At 60.9% G+C, this 18784-nt stretch carries 15 protein-coding genes; 5 read left to right on the forward strand and 10 right to left on the reverse strand.

What is annotated here, in order from left to right:
- Positions 1-271 precede the first annotated feature (271 nt).
- Positions 272-1267: a D-cysteine desulfhydrase gene (locus tag E1K68_RS02045; protein WP_212613727.1), complete on the reverse strand. Its 996-nt coding sequence runs from the start codon at positions 1265-1267 to the stop codon at positions 272-274.
- A gap of 166 nt (positions 1268-1433) precedes the next feature.
- On the opposite strand from E1K68_RS02045, the gene epsC reads away from it, so the two are divergent.
- The 3 genes from epsC to mgrA all read left to right on the forward strand — a co-directional run bounded on the left by epsC (position 1434) and on the right by mgrA (position 5881).
- Positions 1434-2360: a serine O-acetyltransferase EpsC gene (gene epsC / locus E1K68_RS02050; protein ID WP_212613728.1), complete on the forward strand. Its 927-nt coding sequence runs from the start codon at positions 1434-1436 to the stop codon at positions 2358-2360.
- Between the two features lie 394 nt (positions 2361-2754).
- Positions 2755-4716 (forward strand): choline transporter BetT, encoded by a 1962-nt coding sequence (betT, locus tag E1K68_RS02055; protein ID WP_169856569.1) that lies wholly within the window; start codon positions 2755-2757, stop codon positions 4714-4716.
- 127 nt (positions 4717-4843) lie between these two features.
- Positions 4844-5881, forward strand: coding sequence for an L-glyceraldehyde 3-phosphate reductase (gene mgrA / locus E1K68_RS02060; protein ID WP_034125489.1), 1038 nt, complete (start codon positions 4844-4846; stop codon positions 5879-5881).
- A gap of 145 nt (positions 5882-6026) precedes the next feature.
- Here the strand turns inward: mgrA and tauD are convergent, their stop codons facing one another.
- From tauD to E1K68_RS02095, 7 genes are all read right to left on the reverse strand, one after another.
- The gene (gene tauD, locus E1K68_RS02065; RefSeq protein ID WP_212613729.1) at positions 6027-6863 is read right to left on the reverse strand and encodes a taurine dioxygenase; all 837 of its coding nucleotides are present in this window, start codon (positions 6861-6863) and stop codon (positions 6027-6029) included.
- A gap of 14 nt (positions 6864-6877) precedes the next feature.
- Positions 6878-7714, reverse strand: a complete 837-nt coding sequence (tauC, locus tag E1K68_RS02070; protein WP_003187657.1) for a taurine ABC transporter permease TauC — start codon at positions 7712-7714, stop codon at positions 6878-6880.
- Entirely contained in the window at positions 7711-8490 is a 780-nt protein-coding gene (gene tauB, locus E1K68_RS02075) for a taurine ABC transporter ATP-binding subunit (RefSeq protein ID WP_212613730.1), read from the reverse strand. Before tauB ends, tauC begins: the two co-directional genes overlap by 4 nt.
- Positions 8491-8507: 17 nt before the next feature.
- On the reverse strand, positions 8508-9485 hold the full coding sequence (gene tauA / locus E1K68_RS02080; RefSeq protein ID WP_003187660.1) for a taurine ABC transporter substrate-binding protein: 978 nt from the start codon (positions 9483-9485) through the stop codon (positions 8508-8510).
- 259 nt (positions 9486-9744) lie between these two features.
- Complete coding sequence (gshA, locus tag E1K68_RS02085; RefSeq protein WP_212613731.1) at positions 9745-11328, reverse strand: glutamate--cysteine ligase; 1584 nt, start codon at positions 11326-11328, stop codon at positions 9745-9747.
- A 214-nt stretch (positions 11329-11542) separates the two neighbouring features.
- Positions 11543-11926, reverse strand: a complete 384-nt coding sequence (locus E1K68_RS02090; RefSeq protein WP_212613732.1) for a PaaI family thioesterase — start codon at positions 11924-11926, stop codon at positions 11543-11545.
- Positions 11926-14250, reverse strand: a complete 2325-nt coding sequence (locus E1K68_RS02095; protein ID WP_003187667.1) for a Tex family protein — start codon at positions 14248-14250, stop codon at positions 11926-11928. Before E1K68_RS02095 ends, E1K68_RS02090 begins: the two co-directional genes overlap by 1 nt.
- Before the next feature lie 355 nt (positions 14251-14605).
- On the opposite strand from E1K68_RS02095, the gene ompR reads away from it, so the two are divergent.
- Entirely contained in the window at positions 14606-15346 is a 741-nt protein-coding gene (gene ompR / locus E1K68_RS02100; RefSeq protein ID WP_003187669.1) for a two-component system response regulator OmpR, read from the forward strand.
- Positions 15347-15463: 117 nt separating this feature from the next.
- The gene (locus E1K68_RS02105; RefSeq protein ID WP_003187671.1) at positions 15464-16777 is read left to right on the forward strand and encodes an ATP-binding protein; all 1314 of its coding nucleotides are present in this window, start codon (positions 15464-15466) and stop codon (positions 16775-16777) included.
- A 623-nt stretch (positions 16778-17400) separates the two neighbouring features.
- Here the strand turns inward: E1K68_RS02105 and rimK are convergent.
- Complete coding sequence (gene rimK, locus E1K68_RS02110; RefSeq protein ID WP_003187674.1) at positions 17401-18306, reverse strand: 30S ribosomal protein S6--L-glutamate ligase; 906 nt, start codon at positions 18304-18306, stop codon at positions 17401-17403.
- Complete coding sequence (locus E1K68_RS02115) at positions 18303-18752, reverse strand: ATP-dependent zinc protease (RefSeq protein ID WP_199520738.1); 450 nt, start codon at positions 18750-18752, stop codon at positions 18303-18305. The genes rimK and E1K68_RS02115 overlap by 4 nt, the downstream gene beginning before the upstream one ends.
- Between the last annotated feature and the right edge of the window lie 32 nt (positions 18753-18784).

The raw sequence follows: 18784 nt of genomic DNA on the forward strand, positions 1-18784 counted from the left end.
GAGAGCCCCTGTGTTTTTATGATGAGCGAAGCAGGTGACGCGGTAGTCGTATCCTGCCCTAAAGTGCGAAGCGCGTCTTCGCCTTCGGCGCTATGTTAAGACGGGTTTTTAAGTCTTGAAAATAATAAAAATACAATTTCATATTCTTTTTGGAAATATGTGCGGCTTGTGTAGGAGCTGGCTTGCCTGCGATTGCAGTGTGTCAGTGCCAAGTTTCTGGCTGACCCACCCCAATCGCAGGCAAGCCAGCTCCCACATCGACCGTATTCAATCAGTTGAAAACTGAGTCATAAGCAAACAACGCCGGCGCGCCACCGGTGTGCAGGAAAATAATCGGCCCCTCTTCAAAGCGCTGGCGCCCGATGCCGTCGAGCAAACCGGCCATGGCCTTGCCGGTATACACCGGGTCCAGCAACAGACCTTCCTGGCTGGCCAAAAGTTTGATCGCCGATAGGGTGCCAGCGTTTGGCTCGCCATAACGCGGCCCGAAATACTTGTCCCACAGGGTCACCTTAAAGGCTTCGGGAATAGCCACACCGAGCAACTCGGCGGTGCGTTCGGCCAGGCCCTGCACCTTGGGTAATTGCGCTTGCTCGGTGCGCGACACCGTGATGCCGATCACCGGCAACTGCGGCAATGCTTCGCTCAAGGCCAGGGCCAGGCCGCTGTGGGTGCCGGCGCTGCCAGAGGCAAGCACAACCGCGGCGAATTGGATGCCGCTGTCTTCAATCTGCGCGGCCAACTCCAGCCCGGCGCGCACGTAACCCAACGCGCCGAGGGCATTGGAGCCGCCGATAGGCACCAGGTACGGCTTCTTGCCGTTGCTGCGCAGGCGGTCGGCGAGGGCGTTGAGTTGGTCGTCGACGTTGTCGAGGTTTTCCACCAGTTCCACTTTGGCGTCGAACAGCTCCAGCAGCAGGCGATTGCCGTTGCCAAGGTAGTTGGGGTCGTCGGTGCCGGTAGGGTTTTCCAGCAGGGCAACACAGCCCAGGCCGAGCTTGGCGGCGAGCGCGGCGGTCTGGCGCACATGGTTGGACTGGATCGCGCCAGCGGTGACCAAGGTGTCGGCGCCCTGGGCAAGCGCGTCGGCGGCCAGGTATTCGAGTTTGCGCAGCTTGTTGCCGCCCATGGCCAGCGGCGTGGTGTCATCGCGTTTGACGTAGATGTCCCTGCCCAGCCAGGCCGACAGCCGCTCGAGTTTTTCCAGGGCGGTGGCATTGCCCAGTAGTTCCAGGCGGTCAAAACGGGCGAGCTGTTGTTTGATCATGGTTACGCACGGTGGCTGAGTGATGGGGGGACTATAGGCAGGCACTTTTCATCGGGCAACCGTCAATCGCTTATGACGAAAGGTTCTTATGTTCACACCATTGGTTCTTAAGAGCTGCCTGGGTGCATACCGTAAAGTGATGGCCATTTCGTCAGGAGTGAATACCGTGAGTGAGCGTTCCAGTCATTGGCAATTGCAGACCATCGTCAGCCAGCTGCGCGGCGCCCGCGACCAGTGGCGAACGCGCAATGGGCGTTTGAGTGGCGAGCATGGTGGCCGCGAGTTGCCGTCCCGCGAGGCGGTGGCGCAGATTCTTGAGGCCTTGTGCGGCGCCCTGTTTCCGATGCGCCTGGGCCCGGCGGACCTGCGCGAAGAAAGCGAAGACTTCTACGTGGGCCATACCCTCGACGTCGCGCTCAACGCCTTGCTAGCCCAGGCGCGCCTGGAGCTGCGCTATGCCGCGCGCCAGGGCGGTGAGGATGACAGTGAAGTCAGCGCCCAGGCTATTCGCCTGATCCAGGATTTTGCCCTGGCGTTGCCATCCCTACGCAGCCTGTTGGACACCGACGTACTGGCCGCCTACCACGGCGACCCGGCCGCACGCAGTGTGGATGAAGTGCTGCTGTGCTACCCGGGCATCCTGGCGGTGATCCACCATCGCCTGGCCCACCACCTGTACCGCGCCGGCCTGCCGCTGCTGGCGCGGATCAGTGCAGAAATCGCCCACTCGGCCACCGGCATTGATATCCACCCCGGCGCGCAGATCGGCCCGAGTTTCTTTATCGACCACGGCACGGGCGTGGTGATTGGCGAGACGGCGATCATCGGCGAGCGCGTGCGCATCTACCAGGCCGTGACACTGGGGGCCAAACGCTTTCCGGCGGATGAAGATGGGCAATTGCAGAAAGGCCACCCGCGTCACCCCATTGTTGAAGATGATGTGGTGATCTACGCCGGGGCGACGATCCTGGGGCGGATCACCATTGGCCAGGGTTCGACCATTGGCGGCAATGTGTGGCTGACCCGCAGCGTGCCGGCCGGGGCGAATATCACTCAGGCGAACTTGCAGCATGATGATGGGGCGCAGAAGTAATACCTGAGTAGACACCCATCAGTGTGGGGGCTGGCTTGCCTGCGATAGGTATCAGTCAAAGGAAGGGCGGCTGACCCACCGCTATCGCAGGCAAGCCAGCTCCCACATTTAGAATGTATTTCAACGTGGGGTCGCTGAACGATTTGCCTCCTTCATCCGTCATACCAATCCCTGAGCTAGTGTAGGAAACACCTACCACTCAGCCCCGAGATTAGTCCCAGACCGCCTATTCATGTTTAACTTGAACGTTCGTTCAAGTTAAACCGGTGGTTCGCTGCCCGCTCACAACAGGAGGCTTACCTTTGCTGAGTCCGTTTTTTACAGCCATATCCCGCAACCTTGAGGTGCATCGTTCATGAGTGCATCGTCCACCCCTTCCAGCGGCATGGTGCGCATGAATGCGCCCGTTTTCTACTTTGCCGCGACCGTCATCCTGCTGTTTGGCATCACTGTCATCGCTATCCCGCAACAGGCCGGTGCCTGGTTGCTGGCGGCGCAAAACTGGGCGGCCAACACGGTCGGCTGGTACTACATGCTGGCGATGACCCTGTATCTGGTCTTCGTGGTGGTCACCGCGCTATCGGGCTACGGCAAGATAAAACTCGGTGCCGACCACGACGAGCCCGAATTCAGTTACCTGTCCTGGGCCGGCATGTTGTTCGCCGCCGGGATCAGCATCACGCTGTTTTTCTTTTGCGTCTCGGAGCCGCTGACGCACTTGGTGCAGCCGCCCCAGGGCGAAGCAATGAACGCCGATGCGGCGCGCCAGGCCATGCAGGTGTTGTTCCTGCATTGGGGCCTGCATGGCTGGGGCGTGTTCGCGTTTGTCGGCATGGCCCTGGCGTATTTCGCTTACCGGCATAACCTGCCGCTGGCGTTGCGCTCGGCGCTGTACCCGCTGATCGGCAAGCGCATCAATGGCCCTATCGGTTACGCGGTGGATGGCTTTGGCATCATTGCCACGGTGTTCGGCCTGGGTGCCGACATGGGCTTTGGCGTGCTGCACCTCAACTCTGGCCTGGACTACCTGTTTGGCATTGCCCATACCCAGTGGATCCAGGTGGGCCTGATTACGTTGATGATGGGCGCGGCGATCATCGTGGCCGTGGCCGGCGTCGACAAGGGCGTGCGGGTGATGTCCGACATCAACATGCTGCTGGCCTGTGCGCTGCTGCTGTTCGTGTTGTTCGCCGGGCCTACCCAGCACCTGCTCAACACCTTGATCCAGAACATCGGTGACTATTTGGGCGCGTTGCCCACCAAGAGTTTTGATGTGTACGCCTACAACGAGCCGAGCGACTGGCTGGGCGGCTGGACGGTGTTCTATTGGGCCTGGTGGATCGCATGGTCGCCGTTCGTGGGCCTGTTTATCGCGCGCATTTCCCGTGGCCGCACCATCCGCGAATTCGTGTTTGGCGTGCTGCTGATTCCGCTGGGCTTCACCCTGGCGTGGATGTCGATCTTCGGTAACAGCGCCATCGATCAGGTGCTCAACCATGGCATGGCAGCACTGGGCCAGTCGGCGATCGATGACCCATCGATGAGCCTCTACCTGCTGCTGGAAACCTACCCGTGGAGCAAGACCGTGATCGCGGTCACGGTGTTCATCAGCTTTGTGTTCTTCGTGACCTCGGCTGACTCCGGCACTGTGGTGCTCTCCACCCTGTCGTCCAAAGGCGGCAACGCTGACGAAGACGGGCCGAAGTGGCTGCGTGTGTTCTGGGGCGCGATGACCGCCTTGGTCACCAGTGCGTTGCTGTTCGCCGGCAGTATCGACTCGCTCAAGTCGGCGGTGGTACTGACCTCGCTGCCGTTCTCGCTGATCCTGCTGCTGATGATGTGGGGGTTGCACAAGGCGTTCTACCTGGAGTCGCAAAAGCAGATTGCGCAGTTGCATTCCCTGGCGCCGATCTCCGCTTCGCGCAAAGGCCGAGGTGGCTGGCGCCAGCGTTTGAGCCAGGCGGTGCATTTCCCATCCCGCGATGAGGTATACCGTTTCCTCGACACCACGGTGCGCCCGGCGATTGAGGAAGTGACCGCAGTGTTTGTCGAGAAGGGCCTTACGGTGGTGACCCAGCCCGACCCGTCCAACGACAGCGTCAGCCTCGAAATTGGCCATGGCGAAGAACGCCCGTTCATCTACCAGGTGCAGATGCGTGGCTACTTCACACCGTCGTTCGCCTTGGGCGGCATTGGCAAGAAAGAGATCAACAACCGCCGCTACTATCGGGCCGAAGTGCACTTGAGTGAGGGCAGCCAGGACTATGACCTGGTGGGCTACACCAAAGAGCAGATCATCAATGACATCCTCGACCAGTACGAGCGCCATCTGCAGTTCTTGCACATGGTGCGCTGATAGCGTTCCTCTCAAGTAGGTCTTTGCTGTAAAAGGAAGACGCAGACTTAAGCGATTCAGCTGCTTAAAAGGCCCGGGAATATGCCTATTCCCGGGCCTTATTTGCCCTAGATCAAGAGAGGATTCGATGACGTACATTGCTGCCGAAAACCGCTATGAATCTATTCCTTATCGCCGCGTAGGCCGCAGTGGACTGGTGCTGCCGGCACTGTCCCTGGGGTTGTGGCACAACTTTGGCGACAGCACCCCGATCGACACCCAGCGCGCTTTGCTGCGCACCGCGTTCGACCTGGGTATCAACCACTTCGACCTGGCCAACAACTACGGCCCGCCCTACGGCAGCGCCGAGATCAATTTCGGTCGGTTGCTGCGCGAAGACTTCAAGCACTATCGCGACGAGTTGATCATCTCCAGCAAAGCCGGGTGGGACATGTGGCCCGGCCCTTACGGCCAGGGTGGCGGGTCGCGTAAATACGTATTGGCGAGCCTGGACCAGAGCCTGCAACGCCTGGGCGTCGATTATGTAGATATTTTCTACTCGCACCGCTTCGACCCCGACACGCCCCTGGAAGAGACCGCCAGCGCCCTGGCCACTGCCGTGCAACAAGGCAAGGCGTTGTACATCGGTATCTCGTCTTACTCCGGGGTTAAAACCCGCGAAATCGCAGCGTTGCTCAACGAGTGGAAAGTGCCGTTGTTGATCCACCAGCCGGCCTACAACCTGCTCAACCGTTGGGTGGAAAAAGACCTGCTGGACACCACTGAAGAACTCGGCGCCGGGGTGATCGCCTTCACGCCGCTGGCCCAGGGTTTGTTGACCGATAAATACCTCAACGGCGTACCGGCCGATGCGCGGGTGAACCGTCCGGGTGGTGGCTCGTTGCAGGCCCAGCACCTGTCCGAAGCCAACATCGCCCATGTACGCGGCCTGAATGAAATCGCCAAGCGCCGTGGCCAGAGCCTGGCCCAGTTGGCGCTGGCGTGGACATTACGTGATCCACGGGTAACCAGTGCGCTGATCGGCGCGAGCCGGCCGGAGCAGATTATCGAAAACGTCGGGGCGTTGAAGAACTTGAGCTTCAGTGCAGAAGAATTGGCGGAGATTGATCGGTTTGCGCAGGAAGGCGGGATCAACTTGTGGGAAAAGCCATCCACCGCCGAATAACCTTGAAAAAGCAGGCCCTCTGATCGTTCCCACGCTCTGCGTGGGAATGCAGCCCCGGACGCTCGGCGTCCGCTTTAAAGTCGTGACGCAGAGCGTCACAGGAGGCGTTCCCACGCAGAGCGTGGGAACGATCTGTCGCCAAGCGTTAGAACGGCACATCCCCAAGAATCGTCGCCCGGTGCATCACCCGCCGCTGCGGCCGGTAGTCATCCACGGCGTAATGCTGGGTGACGCGGTTATCCCAGAACGCCACGTCATTCTCCTGCCAGCGCCAGCGGATGGTAAATTCCGGGCGGGTGGCGTGGGCGAACAGCAGCTTGAGAATCGCCTCGCTTTCGGCCGGTTCCAGTTCATTGATTCGGGTGGTGAAGCCATCGCTGACGAACAGCGACTTACGCCCACTCACCGGATGCGTGCGCACGACTGGGTGCGATAGCGGCGGGTTTTTCTTGCGGGTTGCTTCCCAGCGCACAAGGTCTTCGGCGGTGTTGCCAAAGCGCTCCAGCGGGAACGATTTGGTGAAATCGTGTGTGGCGGTGAGGCCATCGAGCAAGCGCTTCAACGGCTCGGACAACGCCTCATACGCCGCAATCCCACTCGCCCACAAGGTATCGCCGCCGAAGGCTGGCAGCAGCTTGGCGCTGAGCACAGCGCCCAGGGCCGGCGTGGGCAGGAAGGTCACGTCGGTATGCCACACCGCGTTATCACGCACATCCGTGACGGCGGTGTCGAGGATCAGCACTTCGGGCTGTTCCGGCACGTTGGGGTAGATCGGGTGGATGTGCAGGTCGCCAAAGTTTGCCGCGAAGCGTGCCTGTTGCTGCGGGGTGATCGGCTGGTCACGGAAGAACAGCACCGAATAGTCGAGCAACGCCTGTTCAATGGCCTCGCGCTGTTCAGGGTTCAGCGGCTGAGTGATGTCGACGCCACTGATCTGGGCGCCCAGGGCGGTGCTTAATGGGGTAATGGTCAGGCTGCTCATTGTGGATTCTTCACTCAGTGTGCCTGGCCATGCCAGGGCACTAATTTACGCTGCAGGGCGCGCAGGCCCATTTCCATGGCGAAGGCGATCAGGGCGATCACCAGGATCCCCAGCACCACCACATCAGTGACCAGAAACTGCGCCGCCGACTGCACCATGAAGCCCAGGCCGCTGGTGGCGGCAATCAGCTCGGCGGCGACCAGGGTCGACCAGCCCACGCCCAGGCCGATGCGCACACCGGTGAGGATATCGGGCAGGGCGCTGGGCAGGATCACATGGCGAATCAGTTGTGCGCGGGTGGCGCCCAGCGACTGCGCAGCCCGCAGCTTGGCCGGGTCGACGGTGCGCACCCCGGTTGCGGTCGCGATGGCGATCGGGGCGAAAATTGCCAGGTAAATCAGCAGCACCTTGGACAGCTCGCCAATGCCGCACCAGATCACGATCAGCGGCAGGTAGGCCAGCGGCGGAATTGGCCGGTAGAACTCGATCAACGGATCGAAAATGCCTCGGGCAATGCGGTTGGCACCGATGGCAATCCCCACCGGCACGGCGGTCAGCACCGCAAAGCCCAGGCCCAGGCCGATGCGGCTCAGGCTAGCGCCCAGGTGCTGCCACAAGGTGGAATCCATGTAGCCGGTGGTCGCCAGCAGCCAGCCTTTTTGCAACACGGCGGACGGTGGCGGCAGGAACAAAGGTTCGATCAAACCGGTGGCGGTCACCGCCCACCACAAGGCAAGCAGAGCGACCAGGGTCAGTACGCTGATCCAGCGCGTGCTCAGGCTGCGGCGTACCGGGATAACGGCAGGTGCCACCGGCTTGTTGGCCGTGGCGGGAAGTTCGTAGCTGCTCATGCGTACACCTGCCTTTGGGAGAACACTTTGCCCAGCACGTGTTCGCGGGTTTCGATAAAGCGTGGGTCGGACTTGATGGCGCGGGCCGATTCTCCGGCGGCATACCGTTGGCCGAAGTCCAGCTGCAACCGCTCAACGATCTGGCCGGGGTTGGGCGCGAGCAAGATCAGGTCGGTGGCGAGAAATACCGCCTCTTCAATGTCGTGGGTAATCAGGAACACCGGCTTGGCCGTGCGCCGCCACACTTGCAGCAGCAACTCCTGCATCTGTTCACGGGTGAAGGCATCCAGGGCGCCGAAGGGTTCGTCCATCAGTAATACGCGAGGGTCGGCCGCCAAGGCGCGGGCAAGGCCGACGCGCTGTTTCTGGCCGCCGGAGAGTTGCCAGATGCGCCGGCTGTCAAAGCCGGCCAGGTCCACCAGTGCGAGCATTTCACGAGCGCACACATCGCGCTGCGCCTTGGGCACGCCGGCCAGTTCCAGGCCGAAAGCCACATTGGCCAGCACGTCCTGCCAGGGCAGCAGGGCGTCGTCCTGAAACACCACGCCGCGCTCGGCACTGGGGCCTTTGACCGGCACGCCATCAAGGGTGATACGCCCGGCAGACGGTTCGACGAAGCCGGCAATCAGGTTCAACAACGACGTCTTGCCACTGCCGGACGGGCCCAGGGCAACCAGCAACTGCTGGGGCCCAAGCTCCAGTGAAATATCGGACAGTACCGGTTCCGGAGCGCCTGGGTACTGTGCGCTGATGCGCTCCAGTTGTAGCAAGGCCATCGCAGTGAACTCCTGGGTCAGTTGGTGATGAACTTGGCGCTGACGTAAGGGGCGTAGTCGGGCAGCACGGCATCGACCTTGCCCTGTTCCTTGAGGAACGCAGCGGTGTCGGTGACAGCCTTGGTGGTCGGCGCGCCCAACAGGGTTACCTGGTCGGCGGCCAACGGGTAGACGTTGCCTTGCAGTAGCAAGGGGATGTCGCTGGCCTTGGCGCCGGAGAGTTTCACCAGTTTGTCGACGTTGCCGGTATCGGCGAGCCAGGCTTGTGGGTCTTTGCGGTAGGCGGCGTAGGCATCCAGAGTGACTTTGGCGAAGGCGGTGACGATCTCTGGGTGCTTCTCGGCAAAATCCTTGCGCACGATCCATGCATCGAACGTCGGCGCGCCGAACTTGGCCAGTTCGCCGGAGGTAATCAGCACCTTGCCGGTTTCTTTGGCCACCCCCAGAGCGGGGTCCCACACGTAGGTGGCGTCGATATCACCACGCTTCCAGGCGGCGATGATGGCCGGCGGAGCGAGGTTGAGGATGGTGACTTTGGCCGGGTCGATGTTCCAGTGTTTCAGGGCGGCGAGCAGGCTGTAGTGGCCGGTGGAAACGAAGGGCACAGCGATTTTTTTGCCGACCAGATCCTCAGGGCTGTTGATCCCCGAACCGTTACGGGCCACCAGGGCTTCGGCGCCACCGATCTGGGTGGCGACGAGGAAAGTTTGCACCGGGACTTTGCGGGTTATTGCGGCAGTCAGTGGGCTGGAACCGAGATAGCCGATCTGCACGTCGCCGGACGCGATGGCGGCGATGATGTCGGCGCCATTGTCGAATTTACGCCAGTCGATCTTGGCGTTGGTGGCCTTTTCATAGGCGCCGTCGGCTTGGGCGACTTTGGCCGGGTCTACGGTGGTCTGGTACGCAATGGTCACATCCGCCGCCTGGGCAAACAGGCTGGCACCGGCCAGGGACAATGCGGCCAACAGGCGCAGAGGGGTCAGCAGTTTCAAGGGGAAGCTCCTCAATCAGGCGGCCGAGGGTCGGCGTGAGAGGAGACTAAATGATCTAAGAACTCGAAAATAAATAACTTTTTCGAATTAGCTTATGAGGGTAAATGGCGAAGCCTGTTTTCAGGCTGGCAGAATAATGTGGGAGCTGGCTTGCCTGCGATAGCGGTGTATCAGTCAACAGGTGGGTTGCTGACCCACCGATATCGCAGGCAAGCCAGCTCCCACACAAGCCAGCTCCCACAGGGGAGCGAGCCTGAGGTTAGTTGCTGATGGCCAGGATGCTTGCCTGGTACGAGCCGACAAACACGTCGAAATCGCCCACTTCGTTCTGCTCCAGCTCCGCCTGTTGCGCCAGCGACGCACGGGCCAGTTCTTCAAAGTGCGCTTGTTCCTCAGGCGCCAAAGGCTCCTTGCGGAAGTATTCAGCATGCACTTCGCTTTGATGCAGGGAGAACTGCGCAAAGCTATCCTTGCGCTCGGCCATGGCCGCCAATACCTGGGCCGACGGCGTCAGGGACGGGTCCTTGACCTTGGCCAACTGGGCGTCCAGTGCCTCGCTGTGCTCAGTGATGCCATGGCTCTGATCGAGCAGGGCGGCCAGCGGGGCAATCTTCTCCAGCAACTCGGCCGCCCACTCCTTCATGTCCACCGGCTGGCCGTCACGCTGCAATTGCAGGCCCGGACGGCGGCCTTCCTTGACCACGCTGAGGAAGTTGGAGCTGGCGTTGCCGCACTCGTTGTTGGCGAACAGCGGGCTGTCGTTCAGTGCGCAGTACAGCAGGAACGCGTCGAGGAAACGTGATTCCGGCAGGTCGATACCCATCGGCAAGAACGGGTTGATGTCCAGGCAGCGCACTTCGATGTACTGGATGCCGCGGGCCATCAACGCCTGGATCGGCCGCTCGCCAGTGTAGGTCACGCGCTTGGGACGGATGTTGGAGTAGTACTCGTTTTCGATCTGCAGGATGTTGGTGTTCAGCTGCACCCACTCGCCATCCTTGTGCGTGCCGACTTCAACGTACGGCGCGTAGGGCGTTGCCACCGCTTCGCGCAGGCTATCGGTGTAGCTGGCCAAGTCGTTGTAGCACGGCGTCAGGCCGGCCTGGGCATTGCTCTGGTAACCCAGGTCGCTCATGCGCAGGCTGGTGGCGTAGGGCAGGTACAGGGTGTCGGCGTCGAGGACTTCAAGCTGGTGCGAGCGCCCGCGTAAGAAGCCGGCGTCCAGGGCGGGCGAGGCACCGAACAGGTACATCAACAGCCAACTGTAGCGCCGGAAATTACGGATCAGCGCGATGTAGGCCGTGGACTGATAGTCACGGTCGGTGCCGACAAACCCTTCTGTTTCCTTGAGCAACGGCCACAACGCTTCCGGGAGGGAAAAGTTGTAGTGGATGCCTGCGATGCACTGCATGGTCTTGCCGTAACGCAGGGCCAGGCCCTTGCGGTACACGTACTTGAGCTGACCGATATTGGAGGTGCCGTAGTAGGCAATCGGAATATCTTCCTCGGCCGGCAACGGGCACGGCATCGAGGGGCTCCACAGGTATTCGCTGCCCAGCTTGGAGTAGGCAAAGCGATGGATCTTGTCCAGGCTGCTCAGGGTCTCGGCCGGGTTGGGCAGGGCTGGGGTGATGAACTCCAGCAGCGATTCCGAGTAGTCGGTGGTGATCTGTTCATTGGTCAGCGCGGCGCCCAAGGCTTCGGGGTGCGGCGTTTGCGCCAGGCGACCTTCGTTGGTGACACGCAGGCATTCGCGCTCGATGCCGTGCAAGCATTGCTCTAGCAGGGAGAGGTGTTCGCGCTTGCCGAGCAGGGCCAGGCGGCGGTTGAGAAGTTCGCTCAAGTTGGATTCCTTCACGCGTCAGTCGCCCCAATATGGGGGTGGGCAGGACGGTCTACAAGGGTGAAGTTGAAACTGGCGTGATCGCCTGGTTTTGAGTCGATTTGACCCGCTCTGAATTTGCCGACTTCACTCCATGAATTGGGCTACAGCGCAGCGAGAAAATTCCGACGCTGTTATCGCAGCGCCGAAATTAACTCAAATCGGGGGTGGGGAGCTATAGGACAGCGAACGTGCCCTGTGCTTTTGCGACAAGTCTTTCGCCTTGGTACACCTCGGCCTCGACCACCAGGGTGCGGCGACCGGTGTGGATCACCCGGCTGGTGCACAGCACATCACCGTCTTCCACGGCGCGAATATAGTTGATCTTGCATTCGATGGTGGCGCTCTGCTGGTCGAAACCGTGGGCGCTGGAACACGCCAGGCCCATGGTTATATCCACTAAGCTGAAAATCGCCCCGCCATGGAGCTTGCCCGCGCGGTTGCGCAGGTGCGGCTCCAGGGTCAGGGCCACCTCGGCAACGCCCTCTTCCAGGCGTTGCAGGCGGCAGCCGATCAGTTCGCTGAATGCGCTCTGGGTCAAACCGGCCGGAATCTCCATCAACGCTTCTTCAGCTGTTTAGCGTTGGCAAACAGCGACGCCATGGCGTTGTTGCTTGGCGCGGCAGTCGCGGTTTCCTTGCGCGGCGCGTTGTTCTGCGACTGGCGCGGCGCCGAACCGGGGCGAGCACCACGTGCACCGTCGATTTTTTCGCCGGGGGTGTCGCTCATGCGCATCGACAGGCCGACGCGTTTGCGCGGGATGTCGACTTCCATGACCTTGACCTTGACCACGTCCCCGGCTTTCACCGCTTCACGTGGGTCCTTGATGAACTTCTCCGAAAGCGCGGAGATGTGTACCAAACCGTCCTGATGCACGCCGATGTCCACGAATGCGCCGAAGTTGGTCACGTTAGTCACCACGCCTTCGAGGATCATGCCCGGTTGCAGGTCCTTGAGGTCTTCGACGCCGTCCTGGAACTCGGCGGTCTTGAACTCCGGGCGCGGGTCGCGACCCGGTTTCTCCAGTTCTTGCAGGATATCGGTGATAGTCGGCACACCGAAGGTCTCGTCGGTGTACTTCTTGGGGTCCAGGCGCTTGAGGAACGCGGCATCACCGATCAACGAACGGATATCGCGGTCGGTCTCGGCGGCAATGCGTTGCACCAACGGGTAGGCTTCCGGGTGAACCGCAGAGGCGTCCAGCGGGTTGTCGCCGTTCATTACGCGTAGGAAACCAGCAGCCTGTTCAAAGGTTTTTTCACCCAGGCGTGCGACCTTTTTCAGCGCAGCACGGGTTTTGAACGCGCCGTTTTCGTCGCGGTGACTGACGATGTTCTGCGCCAGGGTGGCGTTGAGGCCGGAGATCCGCGCCAGCAGGGCCACGGATGCGGTATTCACATCCACGCCCACGGCGTTTACGCAGTCTTCCACCACCGCATCCAGGCCGCGTGCCAGTTTGAGCTGTGACACGTCGTGCTGGTACTGGCCGACGCCGATGGATTTAGGGTCGATCTTCACCAGTTCGGCCAGCGGGTCTTGCAGGCGACGGGCGATGGACACCGCGCCACGGATCGACACATCGAGGTCCGGGAATTCCTTGGAGGCCAGCTCCGACGCCGAGTACACCGAAGCGCCTGCTTCGGAGACCATGACCTTGGTCATCTTCATGGCTGGGTATTTTTTGATCAGCTCGGCGGCCAGCTTGTCGGTTTCGCGGCTGGCGGTGCCGTTGCCGATGGCGATCAGGTCCACCGCGTGCTTGGCGCACAGGGCGGCGAGGATCGCCAGGGTCTGGTCCCACTTGTTGTGCGGAACGTGCGGGTACACCGTGGCGTGGTCCAGCAGTTTGCCGGTGGCGTCGACCACCGCGACCTTGCAACCGGTGCGCAGGCCCGGGTCGAGGCCCAGGGTGGCACGCGGGCCGGCTGGTGCTGCCAACAGCAGGTCGTGCAGGTTGTGGGCGAACACGTTGATTGCCTCGGTTTCGGCGCCGTCGCGCAGCTCGCCGAGCAGGTCGGTTTCCAGGTGGGTGTAGAGCTTGACCTTCCAGGTCCAGCGCACCACTTCGCCGAGCCATTTGTCTGCCGGGCGGTTCTGGTTCTGGATGCCGAATTGTTGACCAATCATGCCTTCGCACGGGTGCATGGTGCCCGGCAGCTCGTCACCGACTTTCAACGCGGAGCTGAGAATGCCTTCGTTGCGGCCGCGGAAAATCGCCAGGGCGCGGTGGGACGGCATGCTTTTGAGCGGCTCGTCGTGTTCGAAGTAGTCGCGGAACTTGGCGCCTTCTTCCTCTTTGCCGGCGATGACGCGGGCGCTGAGGATGGCTTCTTGCTTGAGGTAGGTACGCAGTTTTTCCAGGAGGCTGGCGTTTTCGGCGAAGCGCTCCATCAGGATGTACTTGGCCCCTTCGAGGGCGGCCTTGACGTCGGCGACGCCTTTTTCAGCGTCGATGAAGCGCGTGGCTTCAGTTTCTGGCGTCAGCGACGGGTCGTTGAACAGGCCATCGGCCAAATCACCCAGGCCGGCTTCCAGGGCGATCTGGCCCTTTGTACGACGTTTCTGTTTGTACGGCAGGTAAAGGTCTTCGAGGCGGGTCTTGGTGTCGGCAAGCTTGATGTCGCGTTCCAGTTGTGGGGTCAACTTGCCCTGTTCCTCGATGCTGGCGAGGATGCTGATACGCCGTTCGTCGAGTTCTCGCAGGTAGCGCAGGCGCTCTTCCAGGTGACGCAGTTGGGTGTCGTCGAGGCTGCCGGTCACTTCTTTTCGGTAACGGGCGATGAAAGGCACCGTGGAGCCTTCATCCAGTAGAGCGACGGCCGCTTCGACCTGTTGTGGGCGTACGCCGAGTTCCTCGGCGATGCGGCTGTTGATGCTGTCCATAAAACCACCTGAAATTCTTAAAATCAGCACGCAGGCCCGTAGAAAAAGGCCGGCGAGGCTGGTTGAGCGGCCCGACTGGCGCCGCTGCCTGGGTCAAGAGGCTGGCTATTGACCCTCGAAATCGAAAAATTCACGACAAGCGGGTAAAAAAAGCCCGGCAGTAAACGGTAACGATCTGACGTTGCCCTGCACGCAGGCGCCGCATTATAACCAGCGTTCTGCCCTTCGGGGGTACTGCGCCGCAGGTTGCAGGGCGCGGGTTCGCTGGCAGTAGATGAAAAATCTGCTAACAATGCACACGGTGCGTATAACGGCAGCTACGCCATAATGCGCGCCGAGATAAGAGGAGCATCCAATGAGCAGCACCGCACAAACTGCTGAAGGCGAAAAAATTCTCATCGTTGATGACGATCCGGGGCTGAGCAGCCTGCTGGAGCGTTTTTTCAACTCCAAGGGCTATCGGGCCCGGGCGGTGCCGAACACCGAGCAGATGGATCGCCTTTTGGGGCGTGAAGTCTTCAACCTGGTCGTACTCGACCTGATGCTGCCCGGCGAAGACGGCCTTACTGCCTGTAAACGCCTGCGCGGTGCTAACAACCAGATCCCGATCATCATGCTCACCGCCAAGGGCGATGAACTGAGCCGTATCAAGGGCCTGGAACTGGGTGCTGATGACTATCTGGCCAAGCCTTTCAACCCCGATGAGCTGATGGCGCGGGTCAAGGCCGTATTGCGTCGCCAGGCACCGGCGGTACCGGGCGCACCGGGCAGCGAAGACGAAAGCGTCACCTTTGGCGACTACGAACTGTCGCTGGCCACCCGTGAGCTCAAGCGCGGTGAAGAAGTGCACATGCTCACCACCGGTGAATTCGCAGTGCTCAAGGCCTTGGTGATGAACGCTCGCCAGCCGCTGACCCGTGACAAGCTGATGAACCTGGCCCGTGGCCGGGAATGGGACGCACTGGAGCGCTCCATCGACGTGCAGATTTCCCGACTGCGCCGGATGATCGAGCCGGACCCTTCCAAGCCGCGGTATATCCAGACGGTATGGGGTGTGGGTTATGTGTTCGTGCCGGATGGCACCGCAACCAAGTGACCGATGATTTGCAGGGGCGGGTATCCTGGCGTTTGACTCCATGAGGGTCGACGGGATGCCCGGCGTCTGCAATTCTGCGAGCACCGCTCGTTCCTGCAAGGTGTGCAGCTTTCATCTATGAAAACCCCGCTGTGGTTCCCACAAAGTTTCTTCTCCCGCACCCTCTGGCTGGTGCTTATTGTCGTTCTGTTTTCCAAGGCGCTCACGCTGGTTTATCTGTTGATGAACGAAGACGTGCTGGTGGATCGGCAGTACAGCCACGGTGTGGCCCTGACGTTGCGGGGCTATTGGGCCGTAGACCCTGAGAACCGCGAAAAGGTAGCCAAGGCATCGACCCTGACTCGGGTTGATGGCGCGGGTGTGCCTGAAGGCGAGCAACATTGGCCTTACAGCGAGATTTACCAGCGCCAGATGCAGGCCGAATTGGGCGCCGACACCGAGGTGCGCCTGCGTATGCATGTTTCGCCTGCGTTGTGGGTGCGAGCGCCCAGCCTGGGGGATGCGTGGATCAAGGTTCCGCTTTATCCGCACCCGCTGCGTGGGCAAAAAATCTGGAACGTATTGGGCTGGTTCCTGGCCATTGGCTTGCTCTCAACGGCGTCTGCGTGGATTTTCGTCCGCCAGCTCAACCAACCCCTCAAACGCCTGGTGTTTGCCGCTCGCCAACTGGGCCAGGGGCGCAGTGTGCGCCTGCCGGTCAGCGACACCCCTAGTGAGATGACCGAGGTGTACGGCGCCTTCAACCAGATGGCGGAAGATGTCGAACAGGCCGGGCGCGAGCGCGAGTTGATGCTGGCGGGCGTGTCCCATGACTTGCGCACACCCTTGACGCGATTGCGTTTGTCCCTGGAACTGATGGGTGACCATACCGACCTCACCGATGACATGGTGCGCGACATCGAAGACATGGACGCCATCCTGGACCAGTTCCTGGCGTTCATCCGCGACGGGCGGGATGAGGTGGTCGAGGAGGTCGACCTCACCGACCTCGTGCGTGAGGTGGTTGCGCCCTATAACCAGAACGGTGAGCAGGTGCGCACGCGCCTGGAGCCGATCCAGCCGTTCGCCTTACGCCGGGTGTCGATGAAGCGCCTGCTGAACAACTTGATTGGCAACGCCTTGCACCATGCCGGTTCCGATGTAGAAGTGGCGGCGTACGTTTCTGGCGACAGTGCCGCCCCTTACGTGGTGCTGAGCGTGATGGACCGTGGCACAGGAATCGATCCGGCGGAACTGGAAGGTATCTTCAACCCCTTCACCCGTGGCGACCGAGCCCGAGGTGGCAAGGGCACCGGGTTGGGGTTGGCTATTGTGCGGCGGATTGCGTCGATGCATGGCGGCAATGTTGAGTTGCGCAACCGGGAAGGCGGTGGGTTGGAAGCACGAGTGCGGCTGCCGCTGGGGTTGATGTTGCCTAGAGACGCTGTCTAACAAGCAATATGAATGCAAATGTGGGAGCTGGCTTGCCTGCAATGAGGACGGCACATTCAACATCGTTGTTGACTGAGCTACCGCTATCGCAGCATAGGTATTTACACAATTTTGTACGTTGTAGCAGCCGACGGTAACTACGATGCGAAGCGAGTCGCTCTTGATCTTGATCTGCTTTTGATCTTAGGCGCCCCGTTAAACCACGCTGGCGGATTACGGGCACACCGAGCCTAGGCGAGGTGCCGAGTGGTGGGGCAAGAGCGCTTTGCTTACTTTCGCGCTTTTCGAAAGTGAGCCGCCGTCAGGGCGGAACCCTAAGTGGCCTTTACCTAAATAACGGATATGTACGCGGTCAAATCCAACATCCCCGTCGGCTGTCAGGCCGTCTTCGCAGCGATGCGGCGACCCGACAAGCCAGCTCCCACAATTAGATCGCGGGGCGTCAGGTAGATAGGCGTCGGCTGTCAGGTCGCGGGAGCAAGCTCCCTCGCCACAGGGTCAGTGTGTAGATACCTATGCTGCGATGAGGGCGGCACATTCAACATCGTTGTTGACTGAGCTACCGCTATCGCAGGCAAGCCAGCTCCCACAGGTGTTTTGTGATGGGTGGTAGGTGGGGGTATTCAGCCCTTGCCCTTGGTCCGAGTCATATTCGGGCCGCCGTTCTTCTCCAGATGCTGAATGATGATCCCCGCCACATCCTTACCGGTGGTGGTCTCGATTCCTTCCAGGCCTGGCGATGAGTTCACTTCCATCACCAGCGGGCCATGGTTGGAGCGCAGGATGTCCACACCCGCCACACTCAGCCCCATCACCTTGGCCGCCCGTAGCGCGGTCATGCGTTCTTCCGGGGTGATCTTGATCAGGCTGGCGCTGCCGCCACGGTGCAGGTTGGAGCGGAACTCACCGGGCTTGGCCTGGCGCTTCATGGCCGCAATCACCTTATCGCCCACCACGAAGCAGCGAATGTCCGCGCCGCCAGCTTCCTTGATGTATTCCTGCACCATGATGTTCTGCTTGAGGCCCATGAACGCCTCGATCACCGACTCCGCTGCCGTTGCTGTTTCACACAGCACCACGCCGATGCCCTGGGTACCTTCCAGCACCTTGATCACCAGCGGTGCGCCGTTGACCATCTCGATCAGGTCGGGAATGTCATCCGGGGAGTGGGCAAAACCGGTGACCGGCAGGCCGATGCCCCGGCGCGACAGCAGTTGCAGGGAGCGCAGCTTGTCCCGCGAGCGCGCAATGGCCACGGATTCATTCAGCGGAAACACGCCCATCATTTCAAACTGGCGCAGTACCGCGCAGCCATAGAACGTCACCGAAGCGCCGATACGCGGGATCACCGCATCAAAGCCTTCCAGGGGTTTGCCCCGGTAGTGGATCTGCGGCTTGTGGCTGGCAATGTTCATGTAGGCACGCAACGTGTCGATCACCACCATTTCATGGCCACGTTCAGTGCCGGCCTCGACCAGGCGGCGGGTGGAATACAGACGCGGGTTTCGCGACAGCACAGCAATCTTCATGCAGCACCTGGGGTAGAAATAGTGGAGACCGGGAACACCGGCTTGTCTTGAACGTACTTGAGGCCCGGATTGACCACCAACTGGCCGTCAATCAGCGCCTTGGAGCCCAGTAGCAGGCGGTAACGCATGGCTTTGCGACAGGCGAGGGTGAACTCCACCCGCCATACCCGATCACCCAGGGCCAGGGTGGTACTGATCACGTAGCGCACCTGCGCATGGCCGTTGGAGCTCTTGATGGTTTTCATCGTCACCAGGGGCGCTTCACAGCGCCGGTGACGCAATTGCACCACGCTGCCCAGGTGCGCGGTAAATCGCACCCACTTTTCACCGTCGCGCTCAAAGGGCTCGATATCGGTGGCGTGCAGGCTTGAGGTGCTGGCGCCGGTGTCGATCTTCGCGCGCAGGCCCGCCACTCCCAAGTCGGGAAGTGCCACCCACTCACGCAGACCTACAACGGTCAAATGGTCAAATGTCTTCA

It is taken from the genome of Pseudomonas sp. B2021 (genome assembly GCF_018135665.1).
Taxonomy (GTDB): domain Bacteria; phylum Pseudomonadota; class Gammaproteobacteria; order Pseudomonadales; family Pseudomonadaceae; genus Aquipseudomonas; species Aquipseudomonas lactis.

Coding starts and splice junctions, on each gene's coding strand:
- E1K68_RS02045 (WP_212613727.1), bottom strand. CDS start 1,267: ATGATCAAACAACAGCTCGCCCGTTTTGACCGCCTGGAACTACTGGGC.
- betT (WP_169856569.1), top strand. CDS start 2,755: ATGAATGCGCCCGTTTTCTACTTTGCCGCGACCGTCATCCTGCTGTTT.
- mgrA (WP_034125489.1), top strand. CDS start 4,844: ATGACGTACATTGCTGCCGAAAACCGCTATGAATCTATTCCTTATCGC.
- tauD (WP_212613729.1), bottom strand. CDS start 6,863: ATGAGCAGCCTGACCATTACCCCATTAAGCACCGCCCTGGGCGCCCAG.
- tauC (WP_003187657.1), bottom strand. CDS start 7,714: ATGAGCAGCTACGAACTTCCCGCCACGGCCAACAAGCCGGTGGCACCT.
- tauB (WP_212613730.1), bottom strand. CDS start 8,490: ATGGCCTTGCTACAACTGGAGCGCATCAGCGCACAGTACCCAGGCGCT.
- E1K68_RS02090 (WP_212613732.1), bottom strand. CDS start 11,926: ATGGAGATTCCGGCCGGTTTGACCCAGAGCGCATTCAGCGAACTGATC.
- E1K68_RS02095 (WP_003187667.1), bottom strand. CDS start 14,250: ATGGACAGCATCAACAGCCGCATCGCCGAGGAACTCGGCGTACGCCCA.
- ompR (WP_003187669.1), top strand. CDS start 14,606: ATGAGCAGCACCGCACAAACTGCTGAAGGCGAAAAAATTCTCATCGTT.
- E1K68_RS02105 (WP_003187671.1), top strand. CDS start 15,464: ATGAAAACCCCGCTGTGGTTCCCACAAAGTTTCTTCTCCCGCACCCTC.
- rimK (WP_003187674.1), bottom strand. CDS start 18,306: ATGAAGATTGCTGTGCTGTCGCGAAACCCGCGTCTGTATTCCACCCGC.